Origin of the sequence: Vibrio sp. 1-2 (7-a) (genome assembly GCF_013048515.1) — a bacterium.
In the GTDB taxonomy this organism is placed as follows: Bacteria; Pseudomonadota; Gammaproteobacteria; order Enterobacterales; family Vibrionaceae; genus Vibrio; species Vibrio diabolicus.
On record NZ_VHSQ01000001.1, the window covers coordinates 1,076,683 to 1,094,853 of the forward strand.

Sequence of the window (18,171 nt, forward strand, 5' to 3'; positions counted from 1 at the left end):
GAGGCTTTTACTTACAATTTGACTAACTCATCTACTCTTTCGACGAACAGTTGAGATTCAAGAGTACTAATTCTCGAAGTGCTACAGAAAACTTAGCAAATTCGTGGACAGAGCCAACTTTGAACTCATTCAAGATGCTTTCCCAACGGTGCAGTGATTGCTCGTTAGTTTCCATCCAATCTTCTAACGCTTTCATCACGTCTAGCTCTTCCGTTGCACAGCCGCAATTTAATACCTGAGCCGTAAGTTGACGTTGTTGCCAGTCCAGATCTTCTCGGAATGCAGCTCTTGCCAGTGCCTGCCAGTTATTATCAACGGCTTGGCTGTTAATTTGCTTCAAGAACCAGTGTAACGACAAACGGTCACCTAAGTTAAAGTAGAGCTTCGATGCTTGCTCAACCGTTTTACCTGTTTCACTCGCCACTGATGAGATATCCAGTGCAGATTGTAAGCTGGATAAACGAGCGACTTGATGTGCAAGTTTCTCTTCTACCCCTTTCTCAATCCACCCTTGAGCAAGTTCATTGTGTTCTTCTACTTCAGACTCAACCAGCATAGTGTCTAAGGTTTCAGTGATAACATTGACATCTTGCTTGTAGATAGCAATCAGCTCACCAACTGTGCATTTACCACTGCGGTTGCGAAGCAACCAACGTGCAATTCGACGTAGTGCTCGACGAACATAAAACATGATTTCGTACTGAGCTTGAGCTGTGGCGATATTATCGAGTTCACGAGTCTGCTTAAGAATTGCTTCTAGATCGAAAATTTCACGAGCCGCACTGTATGCGTTAGCAACATCGACAACACTTGCACCGGTTTCTTCTTGCAAACGAGTGACGAAATTACAGCCCATTTCATTAACCATCTGGTTAGCCAATGCTGTAGCGATAATTTCAGCTCGCAGTGGGTGATTAACCATTTGATCTTTATAGTTACGTCGTAACGCACTTGGGAAATATTCAACAAGCTGTTTCGCATGGAATTCATCATTCGCGATTTCATCCGTAACAAGTTGCTGTTTAAGTACCATTTTACCGTAGGCAACTAACACTGATAGCTCAGGGCGAGTCAGACCTAGTCCCTGTTTTTCACGCTCGATTAGCGTTTCATCATCAGGGATGTATTCGAGAGCACGATCCAAGTACCCTGCTTTTTCCATGGTATGGATGAATCGAATTTGTTCCTTAACAATGCCAACACCTTGCTGTTCAGTCACGGAGATCGACTCCGACTGACGGTAAGCATCATCTAATACAATTTCACCCACTTCGTCTTCCATAGACTCTAGAATTTGGTTACGTTGCTTAACCGTAAGATCGCCATTTGAAACCAGTCCATTAAGGAAGATCTTGATGTTGACTTCATTATCCGAACAGTCAACGCCACCCACGTTATCAACGAAGTCTGTGTTCACTCGGCCGCCAGTCAGTGCGTATTCAATACGACCAAGCTGAGTCATACCCAAGTTACCGCCTTCGCCAACTACTTTTGCTCTTAAGTCACGGCCGTCAATGCGCAGCATGTCGTTAGCGCGGTCACCAACATCCGTATGAGTTTCTGTCGAGGCTTTAACGTAAGTGCCGATACCACCATTCCAAAGCAGATCGACTTTCATTTTCAAGATCATCTTAATCAGATCGTTAGGCGCTAAAGATGCTTTCTTTGTCCCTAACATTTTCTGAATTTCTGGCGTTAGCTGGATCGATTTTGATCGACGAGAGAAGATACCACCACCTTGAGAGATCAAATCTTTATTGTAATCTTCCCAGCTTGATCTTGGCAGATTAAACAAGCGGTTACGCTCTTCCCAGCTGGTGGCTGAATCTGGATTTGGATCAATAAAGATGTGCATGTGGTTAAAGGCAGCTTGCAATCGAATATGCTTCGATAACAGCATACCGTTACCGAACACGTCACCTGCCATATCACCTACGCCGATTGCGGTAAAATCAGTAGTCTGGCAGTTGATGCCCATTTCACGGAAGTGACGCTTAACAGATTCCCAACCACCTTTTGCAGTGATACCCATCGCTTTGTGGTCGTAACCATTAGAACCACCTGAAGCGAATGCGTCACCTAACCAGAAGTTGTACTCTGCAGAAACAGAGTTCGCTAGGTCTGAGAATGTTGCTGTGCCTTTATCTGCCGCCACTACTAGGTATGGGTCATCTTCGTCATGGCGCACAACGTTCTGTGGTGGCACAACTTCACCTTCAATGATGTTATCCGATACATCAAGTAGCGCACGAATAAATCGTTTGTAACAACGTTGGCCTTCAGCAAAGATCTCATCACGGGTTGTGAGAGATGGCTGGCGTTTACAAACAAAGCCGCCTTTTGCACCCACAGGTACGATAACGGTGTTCTTAACTTGCTGAGCTTTTACGAGACCAAGAATCTCTGTACGGAAATCTTCTTGACGGTCTGACCAACGTAAACCACCACGAGCCACTTTTCCGCCACGAAGGTGAACACCCTCAATATCTGGTGCGTACACAAAGATCTCGAACGCGGGTACAGGCTGCGGAATCTCTGGAATATCGCTCGGTTTCATTTTCAAAGATAACCAAGGCTTAGGTTGCTTGCTTTCGTCTAATTGATAGTAGTTAGTACGAAGTGTCGCCATGATCATGTCGATGTAACGACGAATAATACGATCATCATCCAAGCTCTCTACACGATCCAACTGCTCTGTTAGCTTTTTAATCAGATCGTTTTGGCCTTTTTCACTGCCTTTGTGTTTCGGATCGAATCGCTTGGTGAACAGCTTGACTAGACCTGTTGCTAAGTCTGGGTAGTGGCTTAGCGTGTCTTCGATGTATTGTTGACTGAATGGGAAACCGACTTGGCGCATGTATCGAGCATAAGCACGAAGAATGGAAATCTCACGCCCAGATAGCGACGCACCTAGTACCAATCGGTTAAAACCATCACTTTCAAGGTTGCCCGCCCAAATTGCGGCAAATGCTTGTTGGAAACGATCACGAGCCTCACGAAGATCAACCGTTTTCTCGCTCTTGTGCAGCATAGAGAAATCAAGGATCCAGAATGTCTGTCCGTTATTTTTCTCGATCTCATACGGTGATTCACCGATCACTCGTAAGCCAAGGTTTTCAAGCATTGGCATTACGTCAGAAAGATGGATTGGCTCATCGCGGTGGTATAACTTCAAGCGAACAGCTTTTGAATCCGCCCCCTCTTCTTGAGGTCGGTAGAACAACATGCCAAGTTTATTATCATCACTTAACGCTTCTAAGCGTTCAATATCTGCAACCGCAGAACCTGGCATCATGTCCTCTTTATATGAGCGAGGGAACGCACTCATGTATTCTTTTGAAAGAGGAAGGCCTTTGCTTTCACCAAAGTTAGCAATGATGGATTCTTTTAGTCTGTCATCCCAAGAGGTAGAAACTTCCATTAGGTTTTGCTCGATCTTTTTCACGTCTACGTCAATGTTGTTATTGTCTACACGAACAATGTAATGTGTTCTCGCTAGTGGGCTTTCTGAGAAGAACGTTGTAAATTCAACCTCTTGCTCGCAACCAAAGTACTGCTTAAGAATGCGTTGAGTTTGACGACGTAACTCTGTGTTGTAACGATCTTTAGTGACATAAACCATGCAGCTAAAGAAACGACCAAATGGGTCCTTACGAACAAATAAACGCAGTAGGTCACGATCTTGCATTTGTACAACACCCATACCCACCTCAAGCAGCTCTTCTTCATTTGCTTGAAGTAGTTCATCGCGTGGGTAGTTTTCTAAGATATTGTGCAATGCTTTGTATGAATACGATCCGTGACGATATCCGCTCGCTTCAAGGATACGGTCCACTTTTTCACGGATCAGAGGGATGCTTTGTACCGCTTGGTTATACACGGCAGAGGTATATAGACCAGTAAAGCGATGCTCACCTATTACTTTACCGTTTTCATCAAACTTCTTAATACCGATGTAATCAGTATAAGCTGGACGGTGAATACGAGATGCTTTGTTACCTTTTGTGATGATCAGAGCGTATGGCTTTTTCGCTTCTAACCGCGCTGAATCTGAAAGCTCAGATAGCTTGACGCTACGCACACGCTTGTCATCAGCAAATAGACCAAGTCCTTTTTCTTTAGCAGGAACAAGCTCGGTATCACCATTGACTTCTTCTAAGTCATAATCTTTGTAACCCATAAAGGTAAAGTTATGATCTTCTAGCCAACGAAGAAATGCGATCGTTTCGTCCATACGATCCGTTTGGATAGAAACACGATCTTTATTTTTCTCAAGTTCATCAGTCACAAGCTTAAGCTTATCAACCATTTGCTTCCAGTCATCAACGACTAAACGAGTGTCAGATAGAATTTTTAACAGCTCTTCTTTAAGCGCTTGCATCTCTTCTTTACTAGTAAGGCGGTCTACCTCGATATGGAACAGTGATTGAAGAACACCACCCTCACCGTTTACGTCGGTAACTTGGCCTTTTTTATCACGCTGTATCTGTGTTGGGTTGTTTAACATTAAGTGGCAAACAAGATCCAAACGCGCTAAAGCCATTTTGACTGAGTCCACTAAGAATGGACTATCTGGAACAACAATTTCTACGATTGTGTGTGTGGATTGCCAGCCTTGACGACTTACGGTCGGGTTAAATACTCGTACCGAAATCTCTTCTGGTTTTTTTTCATTGATATGGTGCCAAAGGCTGACGACAGCACCATAAAGATCGGATTCGTTTCGCTGAATCAGGTCATCATCAGCAATGTTACTGAATAAGTGTTGAGCAAGTTTAGTTACAAGCGTTTGGTGAGAAAGCTCGAGTTTGTCTTGAATCAGTTGGTAAACTTTTTCAAGCAGAACCGGCACTACATTTTCACGCGCGGTCATATTCACACTCCACATTAGAATTGTTGTTTTGTAGGGGGACTTAGTAGCTAGGTTGTTACCTTAGAAACTAAGCATAGGTAATGCATATGCCCATTGTAAAAGCATAATTACAAATGTTTAACAACTAATCGTGGTGGTAAGAGGTGAAATGTCCGATTCTGTGACTAAGATTCCTATTTAACTCTCTGCAAATACAATACATCACAGAGTTTCTAACTTAAGAAACTTATTATTTTGGTCAGTTGTTAGTCTAAACTGGCCTTTAATGCCTAATTGACTAAGAAATGGTCTAAATCGTGCGGCGGGTAACTGCAAACGTAAACCATTATGTGTGACGACTTGAACAACACTTGCCGCGCCAGAATAATGGGATAAAAACGTTTGATATGAAATGTTGAGGTTGAAGTAGTAATAGTTCATGAAGTAAAAACTAAGTGACATAAACAATAAGGTGGCCTTAATGACCACCCTATTGTGTTGTTTACTATTCGTCTAGTGCTTTAGTCACTTTTTCGAATAAGTCTTTAGCAAGATTATCCATTGCTTTGAGCTTTTCAAGTTCTGCTTTGATCAAAGCTTGGCGACCTTCATCGTATTTACGGAACTTAAGCAAAGGATCAATCATTCTAGATGCGACTTGTGGGTTCGAATCATTAAGTTGGCGAAGGATTTCTCCTGCAAATTGGTAACCTGCACCGGATTTATCATGGAAACGTACAGGGTTAGCACTTAAGAACGAGCCAATCAAACTGCGCGTACGGTTCGGGTTCTTCAAACTAAATGCTTCGTGGTTCATGGTTGCTTTTACTTTTTCAAGTGCATCCTCTGCAGGATTGCTACCTTGAAGTGCAAACCACTTGTCCATAACCAAACCATCGTGCTTCCATTTATCGCTATAGTCTGCCATAAGAGCTTCACGACACTCAAGCTGAGCACTATTTGCCGCACTCATCGCTGCAATCGTATCTGTCATGTTATTTGCAGATGCGTATTGTGCTTTCACTAAATCATTACCTTTTTCCGTATGTGCTAGGTATTGCAGACAACGGTTACGTAATGCACGCTTGCCAATCGCAGCATGATCGATCGTGTACTCTGTTTGCTTCAGTGTATGATAAGTTGCACTTAGCTCATCTTCTAACTCTTGAGAAAGTGACACTGTAATGCTGTTTAGCACTTTGTCTACGGCATCGATGTCAATTTGCTGGTACCAGCCAGTAATCTCATTAATTGAAGGCAAAGAGAAAACTTGAGCAATAAAAGCTGGCTCAAGCGTCTCATCCAATAGCACACCACGGAACGCATCTATCACGCCTTCAGAAAGCGATACTTCTTGTCCGACTTGAACGTTTTTCACGTTCTGACGAATGTACTTAGCCAATAGCATTTGGCTTGCATCCCAACGAGCAAAGTCATTCGTCGCGTGTTTCATCAAGAAGACTAATTCATCATCACTGTAGTCGTATTCTAGTTTTACTGGTGCCGAAAATTCACGCAACAAAGATGGCACTGGTTGTTCTTCGACATTTTCGAATACGAACGTTTGCTTATCTTGTTTAATATCTAATACGTTATGAACAGATTCACCGTTAATCAGCAATGGGATAACTTGACCTTTCGAATCGTACAGCTCGATATCAAACGGAATGTGCAACGCTTGCTTTTCAGCCTGGTCTTGCGTTGGCTCCGTAAATTGCTCTACCGTTAGCGCGTAAGTTTTTGCATTGGCATTGTATTCGCTATTTACGCGCAGCGTCGGTGTACCAGATTGGCTGTACCATAGACGGAATTGTTTTAAATCGACACCGGTGGCATCTTCCATCGCAGAAACAAAGTCTTCACATGTCGCAGCAGTACCATCGTGACGTTCAAAGTAAAGTTTCATCCCTTTTTGGAAGCCCTCTTCGCCAAGGAGTGTATGGTACATGCGAATAACTTCGCTGCCCTTTTCATACACTGTTAGCGTGTAGAAGTTATTCATCTCAATGACTTTGTCAGGACGAATCGGGTGAGACATTGGGCTTGCATCTTCTGCAAACTGAGGGCCACGGATGATACGTACGTTATCGATGCGATTATCTGCGCGAGAGCCTAAGTCAGAAGAGAATTCTTGGTCACGGAATACGGTTAAGCCTTCTTTTAGACTTAGTTGGAACCAGTCACGGCAAGTGACACGGTTGCCAGTCCAGTTGTGGAAGTACTCATGACCGATCACAGCTTCGATACCTAAGTAGTCACGATCGGTCGCCGTTTGGTCATTCGCCAGAACATACTTTGAGTTAAAGATGTTTAGGCCTTTGTTTTCCATTGCGCCCATATTGAAGAAATCAACGGCAACGATCATGTAAATATCCAGATCGTATTCAAGGCCAAAGCGTTCTTCATCCCACTTCATCGAGTTGATCAGGGATGTCATCGCATGGCCTGCACGATCTAAGTTACCTTTATCAACAAAGATTTCTAAATCAACACTGCGACCTGACATCGTTGTGTATTTGTCACGCAGTACGTCAAAGTCCCCTGCGACAAGAGCAAACAAGTAAGCTGGCTTTGGATGCGGGTCCTGCCATTGAACCCAATGACGACCGTTCTCTGCATCGCCTTCTGCAATTCGGTTACCATTGCTCAGCAAATATGGATAAGCGGCTTTATCTGCGATCACTTTTGTCGTGTATTTTGCCAGAACATCAGGACGATCTAAGTAATAAGTAATACGACGGAAGCCCTCGGCCTCACACTGAGTACAAAATGCGCCGCCTGATTTGTACAAACCTTCGAGTGCTGTATTCGCTTCAGGATCAATTTTGGTGACGATTTCAAGTTCAAACTCGGATGGAAGATCGGTCAGTACAAGCGATGATTCTTTCACTTCGTGATGAGCCCAATCCTCACCGTTTACTTTTACAGCGCGCAGCTCAAGCCCCTCGCCATCGAGTTCTAGCGTTGTTGTATCGCCTTTTTGAGCAACCTTTGATATCGCCGTAACGATGGTGTCATTGTCATAAAGATCAAACGTAAGATCGATATCGGTAATCGCGTGAGATGGCTCTTGATAATCTTTACGATATTTGGCCTGGGGAGCTTGGGACATGAGCATAAATCCTTGTATGTCGAACAACAAAAATACCAGACTGCATGATCAAAAATGCAGTTCTGGTATCACTATATAAGCTATTTGTAGGGGTTGTGGTATCAGAATACAAGTCTTTCCATCAAAAAACGGAGCTTTTAGTGCTCTAGCTCCGTTTTTTGATTAACATTTAAACAACATTGACAATTTACCGTATGCTCGCGTAATTTGTCGTAGCAAGATAAGCTATCAAGGCGTTACCCGATTAAGTACCGCGTACATATCGCCATTTGAATCTTCAATCGTTAATTCATTTTTGTTGAGCTTATAGGTGGTCCCGTGCTCGCCATTTTCATAGAGCAAGACTAAATATTCATCTTCTGTGTAGAAAACACCTTGCTTGATTGACTCATCCCCTTCTTCGTTGGATACCCGAAACATAAACACGAAGTCAGGTTGAAGTATCAGATCCATATGGTTGATGTTGTTTGCCACAAGGCCATCTCCGGATACATAAGAGCTAGACCATATGCCCGCTAGCGAGTTAGACAACCCTTTAGTAAAAGTCACACCATTAAGATCAAGCGTATTGTGATTATTGCGATAGGCATAAATTTGAGGCTCATCTGTGTTTAAGCCAAGAACGATGGTGTCTTCATTGGCGTTATACAATCCTTCCCAATGATCGACAGAATAATCTTTCTTTTGAATATCAATAGAAAAGCTGTAGTCGGAACCCAGTGACAGTTTTATCGCACGAAAATTTTCAGCCGACTCTTCGGGGTTTGGGTTCATTAAATACCAGTCTCCGATGAGAAACGGCGTGTCAAAGTGACTTAATTCATCTTCTCTGGTGTTTTCTCCGCTAAACACACTAAAGCAGCAAAAGCTAAGTAAAATAAAGAACCATTTCATATCGGCATCCTTATCGTTTTCTTTTAGCTTAGGCAGTAGTCCTCACTTTCGCGAAATTTTAGATGTAGATCACGTAAATTATTGGGAAAAAATAAGCGAATATCTTACTTGATACTCAATACAAACAAAGATGAAAAGACATAAAAAAAGAGTGAGCCTGAAAGACTCACTCTTTTTACTTTGAATTGCCAGTTATTATGACTGATTTTTCTGCTTGAGCAGATCAACCATAATCGCGACAGACTCATCTAAATAAACATCAGGCGCTTCATACTCTTTAGGTATATCATCCAATGTTTTGAATGCTTCCTTACCTAAAGCAGCTTGACGCTCATTGATGCGTTGCAAACGAAGTGCTTCCGCTTTATCCGATTCAGCCTTACGAACTTTCTCGTTCAAAGACAACATATTATCGTCTTTTTCTTTACGATACTTCTCTATGTCTTCATTGATGAAACGGAATTCCATCTCATCAGAAATACGCTTGTTATGAAGAGCGGTAAGCTTTTCAACTAGTGCTTCGTTGCTTGGGAAGGTTTGATATTTTGCTTTATCAATCTGATCCCAAGGTAGTGCATTGTCTTCTACACTTTCACCCGTTTCAGAAGCTTCAATTGGTGTTGGGTACGAAATATCGGGTGCAACACCACGATTTTGCGTACTTCCACCGTCAATACGGTAGAACTTCTGAATCGTGTACTGAACGTAGCCTAGCTCTTTATCGAAAAGATCGTAGATATGATTCAGTGAACGATGCTGTTGAACCGTACCTTTGCCGAAAGAATTTTCACCTAAAATAATTGCACGATTATAATCTTGCATAGCTGCTGCAAAAATTTCAGACGCTGAAGCACTGTAGCGGTTAATCAACACCGTCAGCGGACCATCGTAGCTCACTTTTCCGTCAGTATCGGCGTTCACCTTAATACGACCATAGCTGTCACGAACTTGAACAACAGGACCTTCTTTAATGAATAACCCTGTTAATGCTGTCGCTTCCGTTAATGCACCACCACCGTTGTTACGTAGATCAACGATTACGCCGTCAACGTTTTTGGTTTTTAACTCAGCAAGCAGTTTATCGGTATCTTTCGACAAACCGACGTAGAAACTTGGCACTTCTAAAATACCAATCTTCTTACCATCTTTTTCGATGATCTCCGACTTCACTGCCCGATCTTCTAGGCGAACTTTGTCACGAACAATTGTGACAATGTAACTCTTCGCATCGTTACCTTCTGGCAAGATCTGTAGATTAACCTTTGTGCCTTTTGGGCCTTTGATTAATTGAACTACATCATCCAGACGCCAACCGATCACGTCGACAATCTCTTCACCGTCTTGTCCAACACCGATGATTCGATCCCCTTCGCCAAGCTGCTTGCTCTTCGACGCAGGGCCACCAACAACAAGTGAACGAATTACTGTGTAATCGTCTGTCATTTGCAAAACGGCGCCGATACCTTCCAGAGAAAGGTTCATTTCCGATTGGAATTGCTCAGCATTACGTGGAGAAAGGTAGCTAGTATGAGGGTCGACTTGTCGGGCGAAGGCATTCATATATAACTGGAATGCATCTTCGTTATTAGTCTGTGTGATCCGCTTCATCGCGTTGTTATAACGCTTCTCTAAAACTTCTTTAATCTCTGGCCATTCTTTGCCAGTCAGTTTCAGATTTAACGCGTCATATTTCACGCGCTTACGCCATAACTCGTTGAGCTCCGCTTCGTCTTTTGGCCATGCAGCTTCAGAACGGTCTAACTCTATCTCGTCATCAGTATCAAACTTGATCTCTTCGTCGAGTAGCGTTAACGCATAAGCAAAGCGCTCGAAACGCTTTTGCATTGAGAGGTTATAAACATCAAAAGCAATTTGGTTGTTACCAGCTTTTAGCTGATCATCAAGCTCAATTGACCAGTCTTTAAAAGAGTCGATGTCCGCTTGAGTAAAAATATTTCTATTATAATCAAGCAATTCTACATAGCGTTCAAAGATCGCTTTGGAGAAATCATCATTGAGGCTGAAATGCTTATAATGAGAGCGGGTAAATCGAGAGGTGACTCGTTTGCTAGCTGTTTCGTGCTGAACTTCAGGAGCGAGAACCGGCAAGTCATCTTTATGTAGTTTGGCTTCGAGAGCCTGAGCTGATGCTGCTAGCCATAAGCTAGCAGCAATCAGTGTCACTTTTGAACGGCAATTCATGCGTAGGAGTATCTCCTTTATGCGCGCAAGTGCTCCGCTTTCACAACCATTTGTAGGCCGTTAGCAAGTTGAACACGTACATCATCCTTATTGATTTCAACAATGGTCGCTGCCATGTTTCCTTTGCCCATGTTCACGTTAACTGCGTTACCTACTGTGATTTCATCAGCATTTAGAGCGCGCGTTTCTACAGGCTTAGTTGGTTTTTGTACTTTTGGTTTGTTAGTACGACGAGGCTGTTGAGGCTTTTTAGCCGCTGGTTTCGCTTTCGCCTTACCCTCTTCACGAGCTTTTTGTGCTTGTTCTTTACGACGAGCTTGAACTTTTGCCTTGCTTTCTGCAAGTGTCGCTTTCGCGTGTTCAACGTGCTCTTCTTCTAGCTCACCACAAGGGTTGCCGTCTAGGTCTACACGTACTGCACCTGGTTTTACACCATGTAGGTAACGCCATGATGAAGTGTACTGTCTTAACGCTGCACGAAGCTGTGTTTTGCTTACTTTTTCGTCTTCACTTAGACGTTCCGCAAGATCTTGAAAAATACCAATTTTCAGAGGTTTTGCTTCACCTTCTAAAGTAAAGCACTTAGGGAAACATTCAGCAATATATGCAATAACTTCTTTGCTGTTTTTTAACTTTTCAGTCATGAGGGTTCCTGATTTGAGCGGATTTCCGCGAAGCATTAAGAAAAAATATTCTCGTATTATAGTGACATGCCAAGGAAAAACCACACTCGAGGGCTAATTTATGCGTCGTTCGCGTGTGAATTAAGCAGCTTTTCTACTTCAGCCATGAAATGAGTGAGACCTTCTTCGTCTGTTTCATTGAATCGACCAATACTTGGGCTGTCAATATCAAGGACACCAACCACCTCTCCATTGATAGAAAACGGAATCACAATTTCCGAATTACTCGCTGCATCGCACGCTATATGTCCCTCAAATTCATGAACGTCGTATACTCTTTGTATAGTGTTAGTTTTTGCAGCAGTACCACAGACACCGCGACCCATAGGAATGCGGACACAAGCTGGTTTTCCTTGGAACGGACCAAGAACGAGCTCTTCACCTTTTGCTAGGTAAAAGCCAGCCCAGTTAAGATCGTCCAATTCCATGAAAAGCAGTGAGCTCAAGTTTGCTAGGTTAGCAATAAAGTCAGGCTCAGACTCAATTAGAGCAACGGCTTGTTTGGTTAGTCTATGGTATTGTTCTATGTTCATATTAACTTCCTACTTACTATAAAAGCTTCCATTCTCACTGTATGGCGCTAAAATGCAGCCCTACTTTATAATAGGACTTATTCTCAATTACAATGCTTCTGAAAAATGACACTATTAGCCGTTCTTGGTTGATAACACAAGTAAAAAAGCACAAGTCCAAGCTGATCATAGCGAACTTGATAGCGGTGCTTGCAACCTTGATTAGTGTTCCAATCCCCCTTCTCATGCCGTTGATGGTTGATGAGGTTTTATTGGACCAACCAGCAAAAGGCTTAGCTGCTATGAATGCCATTCTCCCTGAAGCGTGGCACACTCCGACGGGTTATATATTTTTCACCCTTTTCTTGGTCGTCCTGATGCGAGCTGCAAGTCAGGGGTTAAATATCCTTCAAAGCCGACAATTTACACTTGTTTCTAAAACGATCACGTTTGAGATGCGCAGTAAAATGATCGACAAGCTTGGTCGTATCAGCATCCGCCAATACGAAACCAAAGGCAGCGGAGGCATCAACGCCCACCTTATCACTGACATTGAAACCATCGATAAATTTATTGGTTCTACGTTAGCAAAATTCGTTATCAGTTTTTTAACGGTCATTGGTACTGCCATCGTTCTGCTTTGGCTCGACTGGCGACTTGGTCTATTTATTCTGCTAGTTAACCCTATTGTCATTTACTTCTCACGTAAACTAGGAAGTATGGTTAAACATCTGAAACGGAAGGAAAATCATTCTTTTGAAATTTTCCAAAACCGTTTAGTTGAAACATTAGATGGCATTTACCAGCTGCGCGCAGCCAATAAAGAGCGAGAATTTCTCCAACAACTCAAAGACAGTGCGAACCAAGTTCGCGTGGATGCAGACAAGTATGCGTGGCAATCAGAGGCGGCAGGTCGCGTCTCTTTCCTACTCTTCTTAATCGGTTTTGAGTTATTCAGAGCCGTCGCCATGCTGATGGTCATGTTTAGTGACCTCACTATTGGTCAAATCTTTGCTGTTTTTGGTTACCTATGGTTTATGTTGTCTCCTGTTCAAGAGCTGCTCGGCATTCAGTTTTCTTGGTACAGCGCGAAAGCTGCGTTAAAACGCATCAACGACTTATTAGTATTAGAAGAAGAACAAAGACCAGTACCTAAGGTAAATCCTTTCAAAGAAGACAGAGAAGTCGATGTTAAAGTAGAAAACGTAGACTTCTCTTATAATAATGAAAACAAAGTCCTAGATAACCTTTCTTTACATATACCGGCAGGAAAGAAAGTGGCGCTAGTTGGTGCGAGCGGAGGCGGTAAGTCGACCTTAATACAACTACTTATTGGGGTTTATCGTCAAAACTCCGGTAGCATTCGCTTTAATGATGAATTAACAGAAGATATTGGTTTTGAAGTAATTCGTGACAAAATTGCCGTGGTATTACAGCAACCTATACTATTTAACGACACCTTGAGGCATAATCTAACACTCGGTGGGAATTTTGACGAAATGTCACTTTGGCGAGCTCTTGAAGTAGCTCAGCTGCAAGATGTTATTTCTCAACTGAACCACGGTTTGGATACTCAAGTCGGCCGTAACGGCATTCGTTTGTCAGGTGGTCAACGACAACGCCTTGCCATCGCAAGAATGGTGCTGAGTGATCCTCAATTTGTTATTTTAGATGAAGCCACGTCTGCGCTTGATACCGCTACTGAAGCGGCATTGCACAAAGCATTGACTGAATTCTTACGTGGTAGAACAACATTAATCGTTGCGCACCGTCTATCAGCCGTAAAACAAGCCGATTTGATCTACGTGCTTGAAGATGGAAAAGTGACGCAAACAGGTACTCATGGTGAGTTAGTTGAGCAAGAAGGCTTATATCAAACCTTATATGGGGGCATACAGTCCCACGCTTAAATCGTTCAAGTTAGAGAGGTCGTTATGACCTCTCTGTCTAAGCACGCCATGCAGCCAAATAATGTGCGCTTGTGCCAAGGTTGCGAATTGCCTGTCGATATCGTCGACTTACCCAATGGAAAAAATGCACACTGTCCTCGTTGTGGCACACAGTTGTATCGAGGCGGTAGCCCTAGCCTCTCAGGTAATCTAGCCGTCGCGATAACCTGTATCCTGCTATTTATTCCATCACACTTTTTTAACTTTATTAGTATTCGACTCTTTGGTGTGATGATTCCGGCAACCCTACCTTCAGGGATGATCACATTGATGGAAGAAGGCTTTGTTCTTCTTTCACTGCTTATTCTATTTTGTAGCTCTCTAGCGCCTCTGACGGTTTGTGTTTCAGTGGTTACGGCACATATCTCGCTGCATCAACGGTGGTTTCGAGGGCTTCGTATTTCACTGTGGCTAATTCAACATTTGAAACATTGGGTAATGCTGGATGTGTTCTTAGTTAGCATCGCCATTTCCTGCTTCAAACTCCAAGATTATTCCGACATTTTTGTAGGCCCAGGGTTAATTGGTCTGGTTCTTTTGCAGATATTTACCGTTTTGTTAGTTTCTCGAATCAGTGTGCGTCGTTACTGGGAAGCCTGGAAACCAGAAAGCCTTTATTCCTTTGAACACAAAGACGTGCATTGCCATGAGTGCCACCTGTCTCAACCTGAAGGTGACCATTGTCGGCGTTGTCACCACGAGTTATATCATCGCAAGCCCAACTCCATTCAGAAGACGTGGGCTTACCTCATTGCGGCAACGATAGCGATTTTCCCAGCCAACTTGATTCCTATTTCCATCTTGCTGACCAATGGCAAACGTTTGGAAGATACCATTTTCTCAGGCGTAGCTGGGTTGGTAAAAAGCGGTATGTATGGCATCGCAGTGATCATTTTTGTGGCCAGTATTGTTGTGCCAGTTGTAAAAATACTTGGCCTTGCCTACATCATGCTTTGCATTCAATTCAAACGTTCGGTGTTTAAGAGACAACGAATGATGGTTTACTTTGTTGTTAAATGGATCGGTAAATGGTCTGTGATGGACTTGTTTGTTATTTCTATCATGATGACCTTAGTCGATCGTGGTCAGATACTTGATTTCACACCAGGATATGGCGCTGTGGCCTTTGGTGTTGTCGTGGTATTGACCATGCTTGCAGCGGAAAGTATTGATCCAAGGCTAATCTGGGACCAAACAGGCCCAACACAATCAGAAAAAGAGTCAATGAATGAGTGATCAGAACAGTTCTCAAACGTCATACGTACCAGATGTAAAGCGGAGCAAAGGCATATCTCCTCTTTGGCTTTTGCCAATTTTGACCATGGTCTTAGCTGGTTGGCTTGTGGTGAAGTCGATACACGATGCAGGACAACGGGTGCAAATCTATTTTTCTGACGCTGCTGGCTTGGTCGCTGGGCGAACCACTATCCGTTACCAAGGGCTAGAAGTCGGTATGGTGAGAGACATTAACCTCACTGAAGATCTCGGCAGTATTTATGTTGATGCCGATATCTACCCTGAAGCGGCAAAATTGCTGAACGATAAAACTCGCTTTTGGCTGGTAAAACCAACAGCAAGCCTAACGGGAGTTTCTGGGCTCGATGCGCTCGTGTCGGGTAATTACATATCGATTCAACCTGGAGATGGTCAAGAGTTTGAAACAACGTTCCATGCGTTAGACTCTGCACCAACAGATTTGCGCGTTTCACAAGGTTTGAACATTAAACTCAAAAGCCGCGATTTAGGTGGTGTGTCGATTGGATCTCAAATTGTTTATAAGAAAATTCCAATCGGTGAAGTCTACAGCTACCAGCTGGATGAAGACGCAAAATCTATCACGATTCAAGCCAACATCCAGGATCAATACCGACATATCATTAACAACCGCAGTCGGTTCTGGAACGTAAGTGGAATCGGTGCCAGCATCGGTTTTGAAGGCGTCGATGTAAGGCTAGAAAGCATGAGTGCTCTACTCGGAGGCGCGATCGCCGTCGATTCTCCGGATGACGGTGAGCCTGTAGAAGAAAATACTGAATTCCGTCTGTATAAAGATTTGAAAACTGCAGGTCGAGGTATCGCTGTTAAAATCGTCCTCCCTGATGACAGTAAAATCAGTGGCGAAGGCGCACCCATTATGTATCGCGGAATCGAGATTGGCCAAGTTACAGACTTAAACCTATCCGAAGGGCGAGAAGTGATATTAGCGTCAGCGGCAATTCAACCAGCTTTCAGTGATATGCTGACGACAGGTACCCGATTCGTCTTAGAAGAAGCAAAAGTGTCCCTCTCTGGTGTTGAAAACATTGCCAATCTCGTGAGAGGAAACTTCTTAACCATTGTGCCAGGTGCCGGTGATCGCTCTCGCCGCTTTACTGCCATTCGTAAAAACGTTTTTAACCAACAGCAAGAAAAGTCCATCGCTATTCGTTTAGTGTCTGACAACTCGTTTGGCCTAGATAGCGGTGCCAACGTGCTTTACAAAGGCATCGTTGTCGGTTCAATTATCAACGTAGGCTTAGTTGAAGAAGGTAAAAAATCGCAACATGAAGTATTTATGGATGTATTGATTGATCATGAATACAAACACCTGATCAAATCAAACAACCGTTTTTATGTAACCGGAAGTGCCTCTGCAGAATTAACGGAATCGGGCCTCAGCGTTACCGTTCCTCCGGCAAAACAGTTGTTAACTGGGTCCATTAGCTTTGTAAGCGAAGGCAAGCAAGATATTCAAAAAGAGTATCAACTGTTCCAAAACGAATCATTGGCAGAACTAGCACAGTACAACCAAAGTGGCTCTAGAGCACTCACACTGTTTGCTTCTGAATTGCCGCCGATTTCCAAAGGCAGCCCTCTGCTCTATCGTAATCTTCCTGTTGGTAACGTCTCCGATTTCCAATTGGTTGATGGCGGTGTGTTGATTAAAGCAACCATTGAAAACCGTTTTGCTTACCTCGTAACGCCGCAAACCGTCTTTTGGAACCGTTCAGGGATCGAGATAGATGCATCGTTAGCTGGCGTGAGTGTGAAAGCTCACCCTTTAAAATCATTAATCGAAGGTGGCATCGCTTTTGACTCTGTTCCTGGCGTTGAAAACAAAATTGGAGACAACTGGAAGTTATATACGGATCAAAAAACCGCACGCAAATTTGGACGCGTTATTGCGTTAGAAACAGACGGCTCACAAGAAATTGCCAAAGGAATGCCGATAGAGTATCAAGGCGTCAAAGTTGGTGAAGTCACACTGGTTGTACCGAATTTTCGTCGCAATATGGTTGAAATCACCGCAAGAATCCTACCTGAATACGTAGAAAACATTGCGGTTGAAGGCTCACATTTTTGGCTAACTGAGCCAGAGATTGGCTTAGGGGGCGTGAAAAACCTTGGCGCATTGGTGTCGAAATCCATCAGTGTTGAGCCAGGTAAAGGTAAAGCTAAATTTGATTTTCAGTTGGAAAACGGTTCAGAACGTGTTCAGGGCATGATGTTTACTTTACAAAGTGAACAACGAGGCTCAGTACAAGTCGGAACGCCTATTCTTTACCGCGAGATGGAAGTCGGCCAAGTAACCGACGTGAGCCTAGGAGAATTTGCCGATCGCGTCGTCACGACCATCAAGATACAGCCTGAATATGCTTACCTCGTTCGTCAAAACAGTGTGTTTTGGAATGTTTCAGGAGTAGATGTCTCCATCGGAATTACTGGTGCGAACATCAAAGCGGGCACATTTGATAGTTTAGTTCGCGGAGGAATTGCGTTTTCAACGCCAGAGCAATCGACTATTCCACCAGCGGCAAAAAGTGGGCAATCTTTCTTTTTATATCCACAAGCTGAAGAAGGCTGGACTCAATGGCGTACTGCGATTCCTAAGCCGTAGAATAAAGCTCAATTCACATACAATTGAAGTTTGATCACCTTAAAAGAGCAGCAATCGCTGCTCTTTTTTATTGCTCGGCCCTTGTCACTA

10 protein-coding genes are annotated in these 18,171 nt (G+C 43.4%); 3 read left to right on the forward strand and 7 right to left on the reverse strand.

The features are described from left to right. Positions 1–31: 31 nt before the first annotated feature. From FKN08_RS04830 to FKN08_RS04860, 7 genes are all read right to left on the reverse strand, one after another. Entirely contained in the window at positions 32–4,873 is a 4,842-nt protein-coding gene (locus tag FKN08_RS04830) for an NAD-glutamate dehydrogenase (protein ID WP_104974092.1), read from the reverse strand. Between the two features lie 201 nt (positions 4,874–5,074). Beyond that, a complete protein-coding gene (locus FKN08_RS04835; protein ID WP_046876238.1) occupies positions 5,075–5,293 on the reverse strand; it encodes a DUF2835 domain-containing protein in 219 nt (72 codons plus the stop codon). 64 nt (positions 5,294–5,357) lie between these two features. After that, positions 5,358–7,964: an aminopeptidase N gene (gene pepN, locus FKN08_RS04840; protein WP_170891444.1), complete on the reverse strand. Its 2,607-nt coding sequence runs from the start codon at positions 7,962–7,964 to the stop codon at positions 5,358–5,360. Between the two features lie 228 nt (positions 7,965–8,192). Next, entirely contained in the window at positions 8,193–8,858 is a 666-nt protein-coding gene (locus FKN08_RS04845) for a hypothetical protein (RefSeq protein WP_005396553.1), read from the reverse strand. Between the two features lie 195 nt (positions 8,859–9,053). Continuing rightward, a complete protein-coding gene (gene prc / locus FKN08_RS04850) occupies positions 9,054–11,060 on the reverse strand; it encodes a carboxy terminal-processing peptidase (protein ID WP_170891445.1) in 2,007 nt (668 codons plus the stop codon). A gap of 17 nt (positions 11,061–11,077) precedes the next feature. Then, on the reverse strand, positions 11,078–11,704 hold the full coding sequence (gene proQ, locus FKN08_RS04855) for an RNA chaperone ProQ (RefSeq protein ID WP_005396555.1): 627 nt from the start codon (positions 11,702–11,704) through the stop codon (positions 11,078–11,080). 98 nt (positions 11,705–11,802) lie between these two features. Beyond that, positions 11,803–12,276: a GAF domain-containing protein gene (locus FKN08_RS04860; protein WP_065646467.1), complete on the reverse strand. Its 474-nt coding sequence runs from the start codon at positions 12,274–12,276 to the stop codon at positions 11,803–11,805. 92 nt (positions 12,277–12,368) lie between these two features. On the opposite strand from FKN08_RS04860, the gene FKN08_RS04865 reads away from it, so the two are divergent. The 3 genes from FKN08_RS04865 to FKN08_RS04875 are packed head-to-tail and all read left to right on the forward strand — an operon-like array spanning position 12,369 to position 18,081. After that, positions 12,369–14,165 carry an ABC transporter ATP-binding protein gene (locus FKN08_RS04865; RefSeq protein ID WP_053807440.1) on the forward strand — a complete coding sequence of 599 codons (1,797 nt, stop codon included), beginning with the start codon at positions 12,369–12,371 and terminating at the stop codon, positions 14,163–14,165. Positions 14,166–14,189: 24 nt separating this feature from the next. After that, positions 14,190–15,440, forward strand: a complete 1,251-nt coding sequence (locus FKN08_RS04870; protein ID WP_170891446.1) for a paraquat-inducible protein A — start codon at positions 14,190–14,192, stop codon at positions 15,438–15,440. Beyond that, positions 15,433–18,081, forward strand: coding sequence for an MlaD family protein (locus tag FKN08_RS04875; protein WP_145473990.1), 2,649 nt, complete (start codon positions 15,433–15,435; stop codon positions 18,079–18,081). The genes FKN08_RS04870 and FKN08_RS04875 overlap by 8 nt, the downstream gene beginning before the upstream one ends. The last annotated feature ends 90 nt before the right edge of the window (positions 18,082–18,171 follow it).